Genomic DNA, 19,110 nt, shown 5'->3' on the forward strand with positions numbered 1-19,110 from the left:
AGATGTTTGAAACCGGGCGGTAGAACTTACGGAGGAAAGTAAGATTGTGCACATCCGCCCTCATAAGGTGCAGATATAACCTCAACCTTTGTATACTGGAGTGCATTGAGCCTAGTCAGAACCATTCTGAGCGGCTCTAAGAAACACCAAACACTCACAGGAGATCACTACACTCATGACTCAGCCCATCTCTCGCCGCACCATCGCAAAGGCAGGCGTCTGGTCCGCACCCGTCGTCGCAGCCTCCGCAGCAGTACCTGCCTACGCCGCATCCAAGGAAACCCCCGGCGTGCAGTACGGCGTGTACGTCAGCGTGCAGAACAACGGCGGCTACGTCGGCTACGCATCCTCCAACAACACCGGCACCATCAACCCGGCAAGCCCCGAGGCACACTTCACTGCCTCCGGCACCCCCGACTCCGACATCAACTGGGACGACGCAACCTCCAAGCCCAAGAGCGCAACCTACGTCAACGGCGAAGGTAAGTTCACCCCCGTCACCAACTCCCAGACCGGCGCAAACGGCGCATACATGTCCTCCAGCGGCTTCTGGTGGTCCGTACCGACCAAGGACACCGCAACCGGCACCGGCTACATCCCCGGCAGCAGCGTCACCCTCGCAGCTGGCGCAACCTTCGTAACCGAGGTTGAGTACACCGTCGCCGCCAGCGCACAGTCGCTCCTTAAGCTCGGTAAGATCAACGGTCAGGCATGGGCCCCCTCCGGTCGCAAGCTGACCGGTAAGACCACCGAACTGGTAGCCTCCGCAGGCCAGGCAAAGTACCTGTCCGTCGCGCAGACCGCCGGCACCTGGACCGCAGAAGTACCGACCGTCACCAAAAACTCTGACGGCACCTACACCTTCAAGGGTCGTATCGTCTACACCACCAGCAAGGCGTACACCATGAAGCAGTCCGGCACCAAGTACTACAGCCAGACCAACTTCATGCCGGCGCAGCTGCGCTTCCCGGCAAACGACGGCTGGGTTTCGTACAAGCAGACCTCCAGCGTGCAGGTCGCAAACCTGACCTACTCCGGCAACGGCGCGAGCGGTTCGGAGAGCGTTTCCGGTCAGGCCACCACCGCGGAGATTCACCCGTAATAGATCAACCCCTCATGCAGGGTAAGAACATATAGAAAACCCCCGGCGGATACACTGAATGTATCCACCGGGGGATTTCTGCATCCGAATAGTTCTCAAACGCTTGAAAACAAATTCCAGAGCGGCTATATACACTTGGGAGAGCTTATTGGGGGTGTTGTAACTAGCCGACCGTCGTGCCGAACGCCAGACCCAGCAGGTAGGTCACGAACGCTGCACCAAAGCCAATTAGAATCTGACGAACACCGCGCTTGAGCGGGGACGCGCCCGAAAGCAGACCCACCACGCCGCCGGTGAAGCCCAGCGCCGCACCCACAAACAGCAGAGACAGCACCATCGCGAACACACCCGACAAGCCAAAGATATACGGCAGAATCGGAACCAACGCACCCGAAGCAAAGAACGCAAAGGACGCAGCGGCAGCACCAATATCGGTACCCAAAGCCACATTCTCCTCACGATCCTCATCCTCGCGGTGAGACAGCGACGGATCACAGTCACAATCCATGTAGCCGAAACGCTCCATCGCACGGTGATGCGCCGCGTCCGGCTCCATGCCGCGGGCACGGTAAATGAGCTCCAGCTCGTTCGAATCCAAATCCAAATCGTGCGCAACACGCAGGGTCACCTGGGTCGGCTGGGAGGCATCCAGCAGCTCACGCTGAGAACGCACCGACACGAACTCACCCGCCGCCATCGACAGCGCACCCGCCAGCAGACCCGCAATACCCGACAGCAGAACCATCGAACTGGACGCGCCCGACGCGGTAATACCCATAGTCAGCGCCAGATTCGACACCAAACCGTCGTTAGCGCCAAAGACCGCCGCACGGAAATTACCCGAAAGCTTCTCGCGACCGTTAGTCGCCAGGGCGCGAATAATCTCCTCGTGAATCGCCTCGTCAGCCGCCATTTCCTCGGTGGCGTCCGGGTCCTCAGCGTAGGGGGAGCGGGACTCGGCGCGCTGAGCCATCGCAAGAATAAACACCGAACCGAAGTTCTTCGCCAAGAACTGCAGTAGCTGCGATTGCAGGGACGGGCGCACGTGTACATCCGCGTGCTCGCCGAGCATGTCACGCCAATGCTGCTGGTGACGCTTCTCCGCCTCAGCAACCTGTAAAAGGATCTCGCGGTCGGTGCCCTCGGCGCGGCGAGCCAGGTAGCGGTAGATGCGTGCCTCCGACTCTTCATCAGCCAGGTAGCGGCGCCAACGCTTAATCTGCGTGGGGGAGGGGGAGGTAACGGCGCTATGGCGGGTGGCCTGCGGAGCCTCGGTAGCGGTGTTTTCCGGCTGAAGTTTCTCAGTTTCTTCGCCGTGCTCGTGCTGGGCGTGCGTGCTCATAGTTCCCTTTCCACGGGTGCCGTGCGTGCAGGGCTGGATCCCTGCGCCTGATGATGCGTTCATGTCTGTGTGCTCTGTCATGAACAGTGAACCACTCTAGAACACTCTGAACAGAAAATCTAGGACGGCCTAACCCGATAATAATGTTCGCCTCAACGTACTCTAGAGTACCCCGCGGGCGAGGCGAAACGTCGGGAAAAAGCACCGAAACAGCACAGAAACCGGGCGGGTGCACCCTCCATAAAGGAGAGCGCATCCGCCCGGTTTCGTGATTCTAAAAATTCGTGTCTTTAGAACGATGGCTTAGATGTTGCCTTCGCCGTTTTCCAGGAACGCGCGGATGAACCACTGGAACTTCTCCAGCTCAGCGGTCTGACCAATCAGCAGGTCCTCAGTGACGGGGTCGGACTCACCGGCAAAAGCAATAGCCTTGCGGTGATCCTTGATCACACGGGTGTACACGTCGTTCAGAGCGTGCAGGTGGTCAGCAACGCGTGCGCGGCCGACGGGGTAGTCCTCGACGGTGCGCTGTGCGACCAGTGCGCCAGCCAGGCCATTGGGGGTTGCGCCCAGGGTTGCCATACGCTCTGCGATGGCGTCGACGAACTCGCGGACGGTGTCGACCTGGGGGTCAATCATTTCGTGAACGGCGATGAAGCCGGGGCCGGTCACGTTCCAGTGAGCGTGCTTCAGCAGCAGGTGCAGGTCGTTCAGGTCGTGCAGACGTGCCTGGAGAACCTCGGAAATGCCCTTGCCTTCTTCGAGGGTCAGGCCGGGTGCGGTGTAGTTTGCGAATGCCATGATGGTCTCCTTCATGATGCTGTGATGCTTGTGGTTCGGTGGGATTTGTCGCCCCGCCGAATCGTTATTATGAGTAAATCATTTTAAGGAACCATTGTCAAGGTTATTTTGAGTAATTCGTAATAAATTGTCATCTATGTGTCGCGCCGCACTTAAAAGCCCCTGTTCAAAAGGCGCTGCTTAAACGTGTCAGCCCCAAATGCCCGCGTGGCTCACCGCCCAAGCACGCACAAAGGGTGGGACACGCGGTATCTCATATCGCGCATCCCACCCTTTATGGTGAAGCGTATTCAGTTTTCTACAGAGCTTCCGGCCTTTCTGTAGGGCTTCCCGCGTGCGAATCGGGCGGTTACGCCAGCGCGCGAACCGCCTCCAGAGTCAGCTCCTCATGCTTGAGGCGCGCGGTGCCCAGCTCCGCCGGAACCTCCAGCTCGCCCGGCACAACAATGACACGCATACCCGCCGCGGTCGCACTGCGCACGCCCGACGGGGAGTCCTCAAGAGCCACGCACTGAGTCGGATCAACACCAAGACGCTCCGCCGCCAAAAGATAGGGCTGCGGGTCCGGCTTGGGGTTGGTGGTCTCATCGTTGCCAATAACCACCGAGAACGTGCCCTCGGGTGCCGCGTTTGCGGTGCGGCGAGCCACGGAGGTGGTTGCGTTTGTGACGATGGCGGCCGGAATCTGTGCATCGTGAACCTCCGAGAGGAAACGCTCAATGCCAGGAAGGAACTCGACCGGCTGCTGCGCCAGGGCCTCGCGCACCTTTGCCACCAGTCGATCGTTAATCTCCTCGTCCGGCAGGTTCACGCCGCGCTCGCGCAGACGATCCAGGGTGAACTGCATCGACAGGCCCAGGCAATCGAGGGTGTCCTGCTCGGTCCAGGTGCCGCCAAATTCTGCGGTGAGAGCAACCTTTGCGGCAGCCCATACGGGTTCAGTATCGACGAGGGTTCCGTCGTGGTCGAAGAGAATGGCGGCGGGGAAGGTGTTCGTAGTCGTCATGTCATTAAGCCTACCGGTTTATTTCTGGGGCGAGTGTAGGGCAACGTCCCCAATCGTCACCAAAAAATCTGTGCCCGCATTCTGAGGGTTCTTGGCGATAGTGAGCAGTGCATCGGCAACGTCTTCACGGGCAATCGTGGGGATGCCCGGAGTTCGCTCGACGCTCGCCATGTCAAATACCTTCACCCCGCCCTTACCGGGCTTATCGGTCAGCCTGCCCGGATGAGCACGCGAAATATATGGCTGATATTCGGCAACCAGGGCGTCCGCCTTAACCTTGTCGGTGAAAATGCCGCGCATGATGACCTTGCACACCAGGCGCATGGGGAGGGACGCGGTCCGTACCGTATTGCCGACACCGTAGGCACTCATCAGAACGCAATGCTTTACGCCTGCGCCCGTGACCGCCTCCATGATGAGGGGCAGACGCTCCTGCATGAACGTGGAGGAGAGAAACTCTCGCACCGTGGCTTTCTGCCCCAGGACGCTCACCATGACGTCCTGCCCGGAGGATGCTGCGGCGAGCTGTTCGGCATCGTTCAGGGTCCCCGGAATGATAGTGAGATTTTGGTGCGCCCCCAAAAGCGCTTGTGCCCTATCGGGGTTGCGCACGTAGGCGGTGACGGTGTGCCCCTCCTCTAGGGCTTTGCGGGTGAAGAGGTAGCCGGTGCGGCCGGTTGCACCTAGAACCAGTATTTTCATGTGGGTCCCCATTCGTGACTGTGATTGTTGTGGGAGCCCGCAAGCACCCAGCCTCGCAAGTACCCAGTCCGGTCAGTATAACAATGCGGTTTTGACTGGGGCTTTTGTCCGGGGCTTTTGTTTGGGGGTCAGGGGTGTGAGGTGGGGTGAGGTGGGGTGAAAAATATGAAAATTTTTTTGCAGGAGGCTTGCGAAACATAATTGAGTGGAGTAGACTCAAGTTATGTAATGCAGGGGCGCATAGGATAAGCCCCTCGAAATGCGAAAGGAACATCATGGACAACAAGTTCACGACCAAGAGTCAAGAAGTTATCTCGGCGGCAAATACTAATGCTCAAACCGCCGGTAACCCCACTATTGAAACCGCGCACATCCTCAAGGCCCTCATGGACCAGCGCGAAGGCGTCGCCGTAGCAGTCCTCAAGGCTGCAGGCCTGGATGTGGACGCTATCTCCGAGGCGGCATCCGCTGAAATCAAGAAGCTGCCGAAGGCATCCGGTGCCTCCGTGCAGAACGCCTCCCTCAGCCGTGCCGCGCTCTCCGCTCTGCAGGCGGCACAGACCCGCGCCCAGGGCTTCGGAGATACCTACGTTTCTACCGAAATGATTCTGCTCGGCATTGCCAGCGGCACAGATAGCACCGCTGAAGCAATGCACAAGCTCGGCGCTACCGCAGAGCTCATTGCACAGACCATCCCCACCGTCCGAGGAGACCGCACCGTGGACACCCCCGACCCCGAAGGCACCTTCCAGGCGCTCGAAAAGTACGGTACCGACCTGACCGCTATTGCCCGCGCGGGCAAGCTTGACCCGGTCATCGGCCGCGACTCTGAGATTCGCCGCGTTGTGCAGGTGCTTTCCCGCCGTACCAAGAACAACCCCGTGCTGATTGGTGAGCCCGGCGTCGGTAAGACCGCCGTCGTGGAAGGCTTGGCACAGCGCATGGTTTCTGGCGACGTGCCCGAATCCCTGCGCGGCAAGACCCTCATCAGCCTGGACCTGGGCTCCATGGTCGCAGGCGCAAAGTACCGCGGTGAATTCGAGGAGCGTCTGAAGGCTGTCCTCGAAGAAATCAAGAAGTCCGAGGGTCAGATCGTGACCTTCATCGACGAGATTCACACCGTCGTCGGTGCGGGCGCGTCCGAAGGCTCCATGGACGCAGGCAACATGCTCAAGCCCATGCTTGCCCGTGGCGAGTTGCGCCTGATCGGTGCCACCACCCTGGACGAGTACCGCGAGAACATTGAGAAGGACCCCGCACTGGAGCGCCGCTTCCAGCAGGTGTACGTGGGCGAGCCCAGCGTAGATGACACCATCGGTATTCTGCGCGGCCTGAAGGAACGCTACGAGGCACACCACAAGGTGCAGATCGCTGACTCCGCGCTGGTTGCCGCAGCAACCCTGTCCAACCGTTACATTCCCTCCCGTCAGCTGCCTGACAAGGCAATTGACCTGATTGACGAGGCAGCATCCCGCCTGCGCATGGAAATTGACTCCGCACCGGAGGAAATCGACCAGCTGCGCCGCGCCGTGGACCGCCTCACCATGGAGGAACTGGCACTTGCCGACGAGACCGATCCCGCATCGGTTGAGCGTCTGGAGGCGCTGCGCAAGGACATGGCTGACAAGAAGGAACAGCTCGACTCCCTCAACGCTCGTTGGGAAGCCGAGAAGGCGAACCTGAACCGCGTGGGTGATCTTAAGACTGAGATTGACGAGCTGCGCTCCCGCGCAGAGGTTGCACAGCGCGAGGGTAACCTCGCCGAGGCATCCCGCCTGCTCTACGGCGAAATTCCCGCAAAGCAGGCTGAGCTGGAAGAAGCACAGCGTGCCGAGGACAACGCCAAGAACGAATCCATGGTCTCCGAAGAGGTCACCGCGGACGATATTGCCGAGGTTATCTCCTCCTGGACCGGCATTCCCGCAGGTCGCATGATGCAGGGTGAATCCGAGAAGCTGCTCGAAATGGAGAAGCGCATCGGTGCCCGCCTGATTGGTCAGGAAGACGCAGTGGTCGCTGTCTCTGACGCTGTGCGCCGCGCCCGCGCCGGTATCTCCGACCCGGACCGCCCGATTGGTTCCTTCCTGTTCCTGGGCCCGACCGGTGTCGGTAAGACCGAGCTGGCTAAGGCACTGGCTGAGTTCCAGTTCGATGACGAGCGTGCCCTGGTACGTATCGACATGAGCGAGTACTCCGAGAAGCACACCGTTTCTCGCCTGGTCGGTGCCCCTCCCGGATACGTCGGCCACGAAGAGGGCGGTCAGCTGACCGAGGCTGTACGCCGTCGCCCCTACTCGGTGGTCCTGCTCGACGAGGTTGAGAAGGCACACCCCGAGGTCTTCGACATCCTGCTGCAGGTACTCGATGACGGCCGCCTGACCGACGGTCAGGGCCGCACCGTGGACTTCCGCAACGTCATCCTGATTCTGACCTCGAACCTCGGTTCGCAGTACCTGGTCAACCAGGACCTGCCCTTCGAGGAGCGCTCCGAGAAGGCACTGGAGGTTGTGCACCAGGCATTCCGCCCCGAGTTCCTCAACCGACTGGACGACATCATCATGTTCCAGCCCCTGTCGGCTGAGAACCTGGGCCAGATCGTGGGCCTGCAGATTAAGAGCATTGCTAAGCGTCTGGAGGACCGCCGCCTCACCCTGAACGTCACCCCCGCCGCCCTGGAGTGGCTGGGCAAGACCGGCTACGACCCGGCATTCGGCGCCCGCCCGCTGCGCCGCCTGGTACAGCGCGAGATTGGTGACCGTCTGGCTCGCGGCATCCTCTCCGGTGGCATCCACGACGGCGACACCGTGACCGTGGATGTGAACCCGGATGTTGCCAGCGACGGCCTGTCGGTGACCTCCGAGCGTGAGCAGAAGGCTGAGAACTAAACTCAACCGGTTGGCTGGGCGGACTTAGCCTGTGGCTGAGTTTGCACATTCGAAACCATAAGAAATAGGCTGTGGGGTACCCTCGAAAGGGGGTGCCCCACAGCCGTTTAACGCACTAGAACCGCACTGACCGCACTAGTACACAGAGCATTGAGGAGAAGAATGGACCGCTGGACTGACCACCAGAACTTCGCCGCCGCCGGTGAGCAGCGCGAAGAAATCGCCTCCGTGCACCGTGCCGCAATCCGCTCGATTCAGCGCGTTGTCTCTGAGAACGCCACCCCGCACGACGAAGAATACGCCTCCGCGGGTATTGCCGAGCTGCTCAAGGCCGGTAAGGTCCTCGTGCTCACCGGCGCGGGCGTGAGTACCGAATCCGGCATCCCCGACTACCGCGGCCCCGGCGGATCCCTGCACGATCACCGCCCCATGACCTACCAGGAATTCCGCTACGATGACGTAGCCCGCCAACGCTACTGGGCGCGCTCCTACGTTGGTTGGCGCCGCATGCGCCGCGCCGAACCGAACCGCGCCCACTATGCGCTCGCCGAGCTTGAACAGTTGGGTGCCGTGAGCGGCGTGATTACGCAGAACGTGGACGGTCTGCACGCCCGCGCTGGAAGCTCCTCTCTGTTGGCATTGCACGGCGACCTGTCGCGCATCGTCTGCCTGGACTGCGGGCAGGATGAGGGCCGCGAAAGCCTGGATGCGCGCCTGGACGCGGCGAACCCCGGCTACCTGGCGCGCCTTGATAACGAAGAGCTGCGCGTGAACCCTGACGGTGACGTGGAGCTGGACGAACGCTATATCCGCGATTTTCAGATGGTGCCCTGCATCGCCTGCGGTTCGACCCGCCTCAAGCCGGATGTGGTGTACTTTGGCGAGTCCGTGCCCGCCGAACGTAAGGCACTCAAGGATGCCATGCTCGCTGAATGTACGGCGCTGCTGGTGGTGGGCTCCTCGGTGGCAGTTATGAGCAGCTACAAGATTGTGCTGGAGGCTCTGCGCGCGGGCAAGCCGGTGGCTGTGATTAACGGCGGTCCGGGTCGTGCGGATGCGAAAGCAACCTACCTGTGGCGCAGTGGCGTGGGTGAGGCGCTGGAACTCATGCTCGACGCCGTTGACGGTTAAGGCTGCGGGGGTCGTTGCCGGAGTCGTTGCAGAGGTCTAGACGGCGCTGTTTCTGCAGTGAATGCCGTTTTTCAGTGCATGCTGTTTCTCTAGCAAATTTTGCCGCGTGTGCACTGACCCATCATTAAGTGCACGAAAGTGCTATTTTGTGTTGCAAGTCATTGCAAATAGCCCCTGGACAGGCGGATATACCCACCGTGCGGGGATAAAATGATGGGATGGACATTCGACACACTATCACTCGCTTCGGTGCCACCGCCCTGATCGGTTGCGGTCTGGCGGTCACCGCAATCCCCGCAACTTTCGCTCAGAACGGTGAAGAGTCCGTCACCTACGTCTACTCCGACAAGGCAACCTCCCACATTTCTGAGGTCTGGTACAAGGGCGAAACCCTGAAGATTACCGGCGAAGGCTTCCTGACCCAGGACGGCACCTCCGGCTCCACCATCGCTATCAAGCTGAACAAGGGCTCCGTCAAGATTGACGGCAAGGACTACCTGGAAGTTCAGGCTGACGAGAAGGGCAACTTCTCCGTTTCCATTCCCTGGCAGGACGACCTGGATGAGCGTATCTCCGTGGACGTCTACCTGCTCTCCGGTTCCCTGAAGGACAACGACACCGCTCGCGGCGGCAAGGCAGCCACCGTGAAGATTGAGGCTCGCTCCGTTCAGGAAGCAACCCCCTCCGCTACCGCATCTGCGAACGCTTCGGCAACCGCTTCCGTGGTGGCTACCCCCTCCGCATCTGCTGCCCCCTTGGCTTCCGCGACTGCTTCGGCTACCGCCGCTGATGAGGTTGTTGCCTCCGTGGATGCAAAGATCAAGGACCGCGCCGATGAGAAGGCGTCCGCTACCGCTTCGGTGAGCCCCTCGGCTACCGCATCGGCTTCTGTGGTGGCTACCCCCTCCGCTTCGGTATCTGCTACCGAGTCGGCTTCTGCTTCGGCTGATCAGAATGCAGCCATTGCGAACGAGGCGAAGGACCAGCTGGGTGATTCCACCTCCGCTACCGAGCAGGTGACCGCTTCGGCTGAGAGCACTCGCTTCGCGAACTGTGCAGAGGTCGCGGCTGCCGGCCTGGCACCCATTCACAAGAGTCACCCGGACTTCCGTAAGAAGTTCGACAATGATGGTAACGGCCTGGGTTGCGAGGTTATCAACAGCGAGGTGACGGACGGTTCCTCCTCCAATATTTCCTCGGGCTCTTCTTCCCACAACTCCGGCGGCCTGGACAACCTGGGTAGCGGTTCCTCCTCTTCGAGCAATTCCACTTCGAGCCGCGCTCAGCGCTCCTCCCTGGCTAACACCGGTGCTTCTAACGCCTTCACCATTGCTGGTCTGGGCCTGGTGGCTCTGGGCCTGGGTGTTGCTGGCGTGACCGCTGTGCGCAACCGCAAGAACTCCTAAAACTATTGCCGCCGCCCGGTGCGGTGCGTGAGGGTCCCTTCCCCTGATGCTTTCGAGCGTTCGGGCGGAGGGGATTTTCGCGTTTAACGGGGTGGTTTTTGCTGCTGGGTTGTGCTGATGGGATGGGGTATGTACCTGTTAGTTTCTTCAACGTCGGGTTGAGAGTTTAGGTGTGCACGGCGGTGCAAAAGGCTTATATAGTTCAACCATGCCTTCAATAAACCCTCAAGATAACCCCGATTTGTGAGTCAGGTCATGGCAAATTAGCGTCTTGGGAGCCGGTATCCCAAGCTTCGCTCGTTAGAATGGGTGGCATGAATATTCGAAACAACATCGCACGCATTGGTGCCACCGCCCTCATCGGCTGTGGCCTCGTTGCTACTTCCGTCCCCGCGACCTTCGCTGTTGAAGGTGCGCCTCAGGTTGTCCACACCTACGCAGACTCTGCACAGTTCATCGCCCCCGACGTATGGGTTGAGGGTCAGGGTCTGAACATTGGCGGCGAGGGATTCAAGACCGCTGACGGCACCTCCGGTTCCGTCCTGGCACTGAAGCTGAACAAGGGTGCCGTCAAGATTAATGGCCAGGACTACCTGGAAATCCACGCTGACGCGGCTGGCAACTTCTCCGTTACCATCCCCTGGCAGGAAGAGCTGCACGGCAGCGTTTCCGTTGACATTTACCTGCTGTCCGGCTCCCTGAAGGACGGCGACGTTCCCCGTGGCGGTAAGGCAGCTACCGTGACCATCAAGGTTGCGGAGCAGCCCGCACCGGCTCCCACCGAGGACCCGACCCCCGCTCCTTCCCAGGATTCGACCCCGGATCCCACCCCCGAGCCGTCCAAGGACGCAACCGCTGAGCCGACCACCGAGGCTCCCAAGCCTGCTGAAGAGACCTCCGCACCCGCAGTTGAGGACGCTAAGGAAACCAAGCCCGCTGAGGACCAGAAGCCTGCCGAAGAGCAGAAGTCTGAGGATCAGAAGTCCGATGAGCAGAAGTCTGACAGCGAGCAGCACTTCCGTTTCCAGAACTGCGCCGACGTTGAGGCTGCAGGTCTGGCACCGATTCACAAGAGCCACCCGGATTACCGCGAGAAGTTCGACGCTGACGGCGACGGCGTTGGTTGCGAGCAGCCCGTTGACTACGAGAACTCCAAGAAGTCTGACAGCGTTTCGCTGAGCTCCGGCTCCGGCGACAACCTGGACTCCGGTTCCTCGAACGCATCCTCCAAGAGCTCTTCTTCCCTGGCTAAGACCGGTGCATCCGGTGCGATGACCGCTGCTGGTCTGGGTCTGATTGCTCTGGGTGCTGGTGGCGCGACCATCGTGGCAACCCGCATGCGCAAGAAGGCATAATAACGCCTAGTCGCTATGTTTTTAGCTGCTTTTATGGGCTCCCTCCATATCGGAGGGAGCCCATTTTTTGTGCTTTTTGAAGCTGTGGGATGCTCCGTCAAGGACGCGAGAAAAGAGAAAAATTACGATTGAATAGCGCCACGATAAGGGTATTTATTAGAGACATATAACACTTATCTCTAAGTTAAGGGCAGCACAGGGTAAACACAGGCTTGCACGGGAATCTAGATACTACAAAGAACGCACAGCTTGGAGCTGAAGAACAGACAGCAAGAAGCGCCGCGAACATCACGACACGATATCTGGAGCACCCAATGACTATTCTGACCATGGCGATTGCCGATGCCATAGCCATCGCAGCTCTCTGCACCCTCTACATGGTGCGGCATCGCAACCGCGAACTGATGATTTCCTACGCGGTCATCAACGCCGGCATCTTCACCGTCTCGGTGGCGCTGGTATCCGCCGGATCGAACGCATCCGCCATGGGTATGGGCCTCTTCGGTGTCTTGTCGATTATCCGATTGCGTTCCACCGCCCTGAGCCAGCGCGAGGTGGGTTACTACTTCGTAGCCCTCTCGGTCGGCATGATTGCAGGTGTGAACATTAGCCCGGCGTACATCGCCTTCGGCCTCATGGCTACCCTGGTCGGCCTGATCGCGGTCCTCGACTCGCGCAGCACCCCGGTCTCTACCGATCAGACTCAGACCGTCACCGCCGATCGTGCGATCAGCGACGAGGAAGAGCTCAAGGCATACCTGAGCGCTCGCCTGGGTTACACCGTCACCTCGATGAAGATCACCGAGCTGGACATGGTGAACAACCTGACCCGCGCCACCGTCACCTATCAACCCAAGGAAACCACCGAGGGCGGCACCCCCGCGGCAGTGGAGGCGGCTCAGCCTGTAGCCGCTCAGACGGTAGCATCGCAGGCTCCTGCGGCCTACCCGGCAGCACCTCAGGTTCCCACCGCCGAGGCGCACACCACCCTGGACACCCGGATGGTTCCGCTCCAGCGCACCCTGGTGGGCAAGTAAGACCAGCCGGTATAAAAGCCTCCGATTCACTCCAACTGCACAAACATCTCCGATACCCACGACACGCCGCCCCCAGCGCACAGCACGCAGGGACGGCACCCCAGAAGGACGAAGACCCATGACTAACGCAGCCGCAAACATCATCCCCACAGAGTGGAAGAGCATCAGCCTCGAAGCCATGAACGAGAAGGCAGCCATGCAGACCCGCGTGGACCGCAAGTACATTGTCGACGCAGAAACCGCCGCCAAGGTACTCTCCACGCTCGACGCAGATGCCTCCGTCATGGAAATCAAGGGCCAGCGCGACTTCGCCTACGACTCGGTCTACTTCGACACCCCGCAGATGCAGAGCTACCACTCGGCAGCCTACAGCCGCGAGGACACCTTCAAGATTCGTACCCGTAGCTACCTGGACTCGAAGCTGACCTTCCTGGAGGTCAAGACCGACGGTGAGCAGGATATGACCGTCAAGAAGCGTATCCCGTACACCTTCGAGAACCGCGATACGCTCACTGCGGAAGGTCACGAGTACATCACCGCAGCACTCGGCGATATCCTCGCCGGCCCTGTGCACAAGCTGGAGGCGGTCCTGACTACCGGCTACCGCCGTACCACGGTCTTCCTGCCGCAGAGTGAGAAGAACCCGGTCGCCTCCCGTATGACCGTAGATAATGCCCTGACCTGGACTCCTCTGTCCGAGAACATCCTCATGGCGGGCGTGAACTACCGCAACTTCCACGGCAACCTGGTTGGCACCACCTACGGCCTGCCGAACGCGGTCATCATCGAAACCAAGTCCGGCGTGGAGCCCTCCGCGGCAGACCAGCACCTCTGGGATGCGGGCATCACCCCCGCGAAGATTTCCAAGTTTGCAACCGGTATGGCGGCGTTGAACCCGCAGCTGGCAAGCAACAAGTGGGCAGAAACCCTGAAGAACTGGATGCACCTGGAACCGGTTGAGGGCACCCGCCTGAACGTGGATGACATGACCGAAGAGGATTACCAGAAGCTGCTGACCGAGCGTTTCACAGCCGCCTAAAACGGCAATCTGGCTAAAACGGCGATCTGGGATGCGCGGGTAGGGTAGTGCACCTACCTTACCCGCACCCCCAATCTATATCCCCCGAACCAAGCACAACATCGGCTTTATTCGCCCCACACAGGCAATAACCGCTCTCACACATATTCACATTTCACATACGTCTTACCCCTGTGGCGCTGGCTCTACGCGAGTGGTCACCCAAACACAAAGGAAAACCCGTGAAAAAGAGCAATATGATTAAGAGCGCAACCTCCATTACCCTCCTGGCAGCCCTGGCGTTGACCGGCTGCTCAGCAACCTCGGCATCGAATGCCAGCGCATCGAGCGCAATCAGTACCTCCGCTTCGAGCACTTCGGGCACCACGTCGAAGGTGGCAGACTCCTTCTCCACAGACGTGAAGAGCGGCGCGAAGCTCGCCGAGGACACCCACTACTCCGCAAAGGACGTCACCTGGGATTCCTCCAGCGAAGTTACTATCGATCTTTCTAACCCGACCGCGACCGACGGCGTGACCGTCAGCGACGGCGTCATCACCATCACCAAGGCGGGCAACTACAAGCTCACCGGCACCTACGAGGGCCAGATCAAGGTTGAGGCAGCCGACAGCGACATGGTCCGCCTGATCCTGAACAACGCGACGATCACCAACTCCACCGGTGCAGCTATCAACGTTGTTGAGGCGGACGAGGTCGTTATCTACACCGCCTCGGGTACCACCAACACCGTCTCTGACGGCTCCTCCTACTCGGATACCGCCAGCGGTAGCCCCGACGCAGCTATCTACTCCAAGAGTGACCTGACCCTGGCGGGCGAAGGTACCCTGAAGGTTGAAGGTAAGTACGAAGAGGGTATCCACACCTCTGACGGCCTGGTCATTGCCTCCGGCACCCTGGAAGTGAACGCGGCAAACACCGGCATCAAGGGTAAGGATTACGTCGATATTCTGGACGGCACCGTCACCGTGACCGCAACCAAGGACGGCATCAAGGCAACCAATGACACCGACGGCAACCGCGGCTGGGTACGCCTGAGCGGCGGTACCGTGAACATCTCTGCAGGTGATGATGGTTTCAAGGCTGAGCGCGTGCTTGAAATCTCCGGCGGTACCCTGAACATTACCCAGGCGAACGAGGGTATTGAGGCGCAGTACATCAACATCCTGGACGGCACCGTGAACGTGACCAGCTCCGATGACGGTATCAACGCCTCGTACAGCACCACCTCGACCAGCACTAGCTCGACCAGCACTGAGTCGGCTACTGCAACCTCGACTACTGCAACCTCGACTAAGCAGAGCGCGCAGGGCGGCCAGAACTCTGCACCCCAGGCGCCCAGCGGTAGCGCGGGTCAGGCACCTGCAGGTGGCGGTCAGGCTCCCTCGGGCACTATGGGTCAGCCCCCGGCTGGTGGTGGCGCAGGTGGCGGCATGGGTGGCGGCGGCACCTTCGAGGTCGTCGACGCAACCATCAACATCTCCGGCGGTACCGTCACCGTGAACACGAACGGCGACGGCATCGATTCCAACGGTACGGCAACCCTCTCCGGTGGCACGCTGATTGTGAACGGTCCCTTCACCGGTGGTAACGCATCCCTGGACACCAACGGCGACCTGCTGCTCAACGGCACGACCGTGGCCGCGGGTAACTCCGGCGACATGTTCGAGGCACCCTCGACCAACTCCACCAGCGGCTACGTGAAGATCAGCAACGTATCGAACCTGAGCGCAGGCACCACCGTACAGGTGACCGACTCCTCCGGTAACGTGGTGGCGAACTACAAGGTGACTAACTCCAGCACCGCACTGATCCTGGTCTCCAGCTCCAAGATCACCAAGGGCGAGAGCTACACCGTGTACACCACCACCGATAGCGTGGATGCATCCAGCACCACCCTGGCTTCTAACGCCACCTCGCTGGGCTCCTTTACCGCAAGCTAGCAGCTCCTTCGGCGCAGGCTCAGCGGCAGGGGGCTCTCCCTAGACCCCGTGCGGGATGTCATGACCTGCACGGTACCCTCTCTGAATCCGGTCTTGTGAGTGAGCCGGAGGCAGAGACACTCGCCCCGCATCGGACGTAGTGATATATCCGGTGCGGGGCTACGTGTTATATGGGGTGTGTGGCGTCTGGGGTAAAAAAGCCGCGGGTGCAAAATAAAACGGTTGTTCCGGTGCGAAGAAGTGTCATGATACGCAAAATAGGTGCCGTTGAGCGAGACATTCAGGGCTGAAACAGGGTACTCTATAGTGTAGTAAAGACTGTTGAACGATCCGAGAGCGATGCGCCGCGCGTGCTGTTCGCCTCGGACAGGATGAAAGAGGGGGTCACGCCATGGGGCGCGGCCGTCAGAAGGCTAAAGCAACAAGGCAGGCTCGGGAGATGAAGTACTTCAGCCCCGAGACCGACTACAGCGCACTCGAGCGCGAGCTCAGCAGCGCGAAGAAAACGAAGTCCTCCGATTCGTCCCGCCGTCGCTATGACGACGAGGACGACTACTCGGCATACGCAGAAAAGTACGCGTCTTACGAGGATGAGGCATAAAGAATACGCGGAATGATTCGGTGCATATCGACCGAGCGTATTTCATAGATGATGAACCGGCTTGAGGCCCCGCACGGGGTGCTCAGCCGGTTTTTTCGTGCCCGCAGTTTTTGAGGATGCACTCTCAGGTGTGTGCGCGAGGACAGGTTGCCCACCGGGTTCTCAATTATGTGGAGTACAAAGCCAATACACATGTTTATACACATATATGCATAGCGCCATCTGGTAATAAAGCATAGGCAGTAATAAAAAAGTTTGGAATGAATAAGCATACATAGCTTCTGCACAGCTTAGTCATGCCTGGCGCAGAGAATAGACCGGCATTCTAGAGACATGAACAACGAACAGAACATGACTCAGAGCATTGACCAGGCAACCCAGACCGCAGCAGAACAAGCTAACGCAGCGCAAACCGCAGCAGAGCAGAAGCTAGCCAAGAAGAAGCTCACCCGTCGAATCTTCATCGGCGGCGGCCTCGGCGCACTCGCAGTAGTCGGCGGCGGCGCAGGCTGGGCCTACAACCGCTACCTGGCAGAGCACACCGAAATCGAAGACACCACCGCCTACGAGGCGGCAGCAGCTCAGGCAAACGCAAGCGCCTCCGGCTCCGCCACCGCAGATCCCACCGAACTGACCGGCGTGAAGGTCAACGGCCAGAGCCTCACCGCTAACGAAGGCTCGATCACCATCACCTCCAACACCACCGGCAGCGGTTCCGATGCGGTCGTCTCCTTCGTAGCAGACATCAAGCTCAACAACGCAACCCTGCTGCGAAGCGCCTTCGCCAACAACAAGTTCGGCCAGAACATCATCGACACCCCCTCGAACATTGCCTCCGAACACAACGGCATCTGGGCGATCAACGGTGACTACTACGGCTTCCGTACCACCGGCATCGTGATCCGAAACGGTGTTGTCTACCGTGACTCCGGCGCTCGCGAGGGTTTGGCCTTCTACCGCGACGGCTCCGTCAAGCTCTACGACGAAACCGCAACCAACGCCCAAACCCTCGTCAACGAGGGTGTGTGGAACACCCTCTCCTTCGGCCCCGCACTGGTCAAGGACTCCGCAATCGTCGACGGCATCGACAGCGTCGAAGTGGACACCAACTTCGGTAACCACTCCATCCAGGGCAACCAGCCGCGAACCGGTGTGGGCGTGCTCGGCACCAACCACCTGGTCTTCATCGTGGTCGATGGCCGCTCCACCAACTACTCGCGTGGCGTGACCATGCCCGAGTTCTCCCAAATGTTCAAGGACCTCGGCTGCGTGAGCGCCTACAACCTGGACGGTGGTGGCTCCTCCGCCATGGTCTTCAACAACAAGCTGGTCAACCGCCCGCAGGGTGGCACCAAGGAACGCGGCACCAGCGACATCCTCTACATTGCAGGGAGCGCATCGTGATTATCCTGATACCCGCCTATAAGCCGGACCAATCACTGGTCCGCCTTGCCCGGGCCCTGCGCGCACAGGACCCTGCCGTCGAAATCCTCGTGATTGACGACGGATCCGGCAGCGCCTACGCACCCATCTTTACCGAACTGCGCATCGACGGCGTGACCGTGCAGACCCACCCCGCCAACAGGGGCAAGGGTGCGGCACTGCGCACCGGCATCGCCTGGGCGAAAGCAAACCGCCCCGGCGAGGTCATCGTCACCGCCGACGCGGACGGCCAGCACCTACCTCGGGATATCTTCCGTGTGGGTGTGCGCACCGAAACCGCCGCGGCGGCAGGGCAGAGGAGCATCATCCTCGGCGTGCGTACCAAGCCCGACCCGAACGCCGGTGAAGAAGGCACGAAGGTGCCGCTGCGCTCCAAAATTGGTAACAGCGCAACCGTAGGCTTCTTCGCCCTGGCGACCGGCGCCCGCGTGGCAGACACCCAGACCGGTCTGCGCGGCTTCACCCCGCAGATCCTGGACTGGCTGCTGCAGATTCCCGGCGATAAGTACGAGTACGAGTTCTCCATGCTGCTGCGCGCAACCCGCGCAGACGTGGACCTGGTGCAGGTACCCATCGTGAAGGTCTACGAGCCTGGCAACCCGACCAGCCACTTTAGGCCTCTGCAGGACTCGGCGCTCATTTACGCGCCGTTGCTCGCCTTCCTGGCATCGTCTTTCCTGACCGGCTTCCTCGTGGATGCTATCGCCCTCTTCGTCCTGGTGGGCATGGGCGCTCCGCTGCTGGCAGCCGTGGTCGGTGCCCGCATCATCTCGGCGCTGACGAACTTCACCGTCAACCGAATGCTCATGCACGACGGGGGCACACGCCCCTCGGCATCCGCCTCGCTGGTACGGTACACCGTGCTGGCGGTGGGTATCCTCGCCGCCAACGCGGCCCTGATGGAAGCTTTGACCGGCCTGGGTGCATCCCTGCTGGTCGCCAAGATCCTGACCGAACTGATTCTGATCCCGATCAGCTTCGCGGTCCAGCGCCGCTGGGTTTTTCTACCCACCCAGCGTCAGGAAAATACGCGAGAAAAGACTCAGGCAATCGCCGCCTCTTCCGGCTTGCGCGCGGTGAGCTACGAGTCCACTCGCATGGAGGCTGCCGGTATCCGTACCGGTGTGCGCGCCTCCCAGGTACGCCCCTAGCTCGCTTACCCTAGCCTCCAACAGGCTCGGGGCGTACCCAAAGATTTCTCCCACCTGTCGGTCGTGAGGGTGGGTGGGAGAAGCAAGCTGCAGCACCAAAAGCCGCAGCGTTTCTGTTCACGAAAAGCCCCCGCTGAGAAAATGAACTGCCTCCCGTTTCTTGGACAAC

At 60.2% G+C, this 19,110-nt stretch carries 15 protein-coding genes; 11 read left to right on the forward strand and 4 right to left on the reverse strand.

What is annotated here, in order from left to right:
* Positions 1-175: 175 nt before the first annotated feature.
* Positions 176-1,102, forward strand: a complete 927-nt coding sequence (locus tag HMPREF2928_RS01645; protein ID WP_049340935.1) for a hypothetical protein — start codon at positions 176-178, stop codon at positions 1,100-1,102.
* Between the two features lie 163 nt (positions 1,103-1,265).
* Here HMPREF2928_RS01645 and HMPREF2928_RS01650 read toward each other — a convergent pair whose 3' ends face one another.
* The 4 genes from HMPREF2928_RS01650 to HMPREF2928_RS01665 all read right to left on the reverse strand — a co-directional run bounded on the left by HMPREF2928_RS01650 (position 1,266) and on the right by HMPREF2928_RS01665 (position 4,953).
* Positions 1,266-2,444 carry a VIT1/CCC1 transporter family protein gene (locus HMPREF2928_RS01650; RefSeq protein WP_070687147.1) on the reverse strand — a complete coding sequence of 393 codons (1,179 nt, stop codon included), beginning with the start codon at positions 2,442-2,444 and terminating at the stop codon, positions 1,266-1,268.
* Between the two features lie 303 nt (positions 2,445-2,747).
* Positions 2,748-3,245 (reverse strand): DNA starvation/stationary phase protection protein Dps, encoded by a 498-nt coding sequence (gene dps, locus HMPREF2928_RS01655; protein WP_005508202.1) that lies wholly within the window; start codon positions 3,243-3,245, stop codon positions 2,748-2,750.
* A 349-nt stretch (positions 3,246-3,594) separates the two neighbouring features.
* Positions 3,595-4,251 (reverse strand): HAD family hydrolase, encoded by a 657-nt coding sequence (locus tag HMPREF2928_RS01660; RefSeq protein ID WP_049340938.1) that lies wholly within the window; start codon positions 4,249-4,251, stop codon positions 3,595-3,597.
* A gap of 18 nt (positions 4,252-4,269) precedes the next feature.
* A complete protein-coding gene (locus HMPREF2928_RS01665) occupies positions 4,270-4,953 on the reverse strand; it encodes an NAD(P)-dependent oxidoreductase (RefSeq protein WP_049346086.1) in 684 nt (227 codons plus the stop codon).
* Positions 4,954-5,228: 275 nt separating this feature from the next.
* Here HMPREF2928_RS01665 and clpB point away from each other — a divergent pair, with 275 nt between their 5' ends.
* The 10 genes from clpB (at position 5,229) to HMPREF2928_RS01715 (ending at position 18,941) form a co-directional block, all read left to right on the forward strand.
* Complete coding sequence (gene clpB / locus HMPREF2928_RS01670; protein ID WP_070687149.1) at positions 5,229-7,838, forward strand: ATP-dependent chaperone ClpB; 2,610 nt, start codon at positions 5,229-5,231, stop codon at positions 7,836-7,838.
* Positions 7,839-8,000: 162 nt separating this feature from the next.
* Positions 8,001-8,969, forward strand: coding sequence for a Sir2 family NAD-dependent protein deacetylase (locus tag HMPREF2928_RS01675; protein ID WP_070630010.1), 969 nt, complete (start codon positions 8,001-8,003; stop codon positions 8,967-8,969).
* A gap of 218 nt (positions 8,970-9,187) precedes the next feature.
* Positions 9,188-10,375: an excalibur calcium-binding domain-containing protein gene (locus HMPREF2928_RS01680; protein WP_070687151.1), complete on the forward strand. Its 1,188-nt coding sequence runs from the start codon at positions 9,188-9,190 to the stop codon at positions 10,373-10,375.
* Between the two features lie 314 nt (positions 10,376-10,689).
* Entirely contained in the window at positions 10,690-11,730 is a 1,041-nt protein-coding gene (locus HMPREF2928_RS01685; RefSeq protein WP_070687153.1) for an excalibur calcium-binding domain-containing protein, read from the forward strand.
* Positions 11,731-12,044: 314 nt separating this feature from the next.
* Positions 12,045-12,767 (forward strand): DUF4956 domain-containing protein, encoded by a 723-nt coding sequence (locus tag HMPREF2928_RS01690; protein ID WP_070687155.1) that lies wholly within the window; start codon positions 12,045-12,047, stop codon positions 12,765-12,767.
* 118 nt (positions 12,768-12,885) lie between these two features.
* Positions 12,886-13,806 carry a polyphosphate polymerase domain-containing protein gene (locus HMPREF2928_RS01695; protein ID WP_070687157.1) on the forward strand — a complete coding sequence of 307 codons (921 nt, stop codon included), beginning with the start codon at positions 12,886-12,888 and terminating at the stop codon, positions 13,804-13,806.
* A 221-nt stretch (positions 13,807-14,027) separates the two neighbouring features.
* Positions 14,028-15,746 (forward strand): carbohydrate-binding domain-containing protein, encoded by a 1,719-nt coding sequence (locus HMPREF2928_RS01700; protein WP_070687159.1) that lies wholly within the window; start codon positions 14,028-14,030, stop codon positions 15,744-15,746.
* Positions 15,747-16,137: 391 nt separating this feature from the next.
* Entirely contained in the window at positions 16,138-16,347 is a 210-nt protein-coding gene (locus HMPREF2928_RS01705) for a DUF3073 domain-containing protein (protein WP_005504588.1), read from the forward strand.
* Positions 16,348-16,680: 333 nt separating this feature from the next.
* On the forward strand, positions 16,681-17,751 hold the full coding sequence (locus tag HMPREF2928_RS01710) for a phosphodiester glycosidase family protein (protein ID WP_070630004.1): 1,071 nt from the start codon (positions 16,681-16,683) through the stop codon (positions 17,749-17,751).
* Positions 17,748-18,941, forward strand: coding sequence for a bifunctional glycosyltransferase family 2/GtrA family protein (locus tag HMPREF2928_RS01715; protein ID WP_070687161.1), 1,194 nt, complete (start codon positions 17,748-17,750; stop codon positions 18,939-18,941). Before HMPREF2928_RS01710 ends, HMPREF2928_RS01715 begins: the two co-directional genes overlap by 4 nt.
* The last annotated feature ends 169 nt before the right edge of the window (positions 18,942-19,110 follow it).

The sequence above is a fragment of the Rothia sp. HMSC072B04 genome (genome assembly GCF_001813725.1).
Lineage (GTDB): Bacteria > Actinomycetota > Actinomycetes > Actinomycetales > Micrococcaceae > Rothia > Rothia mucilaginosa.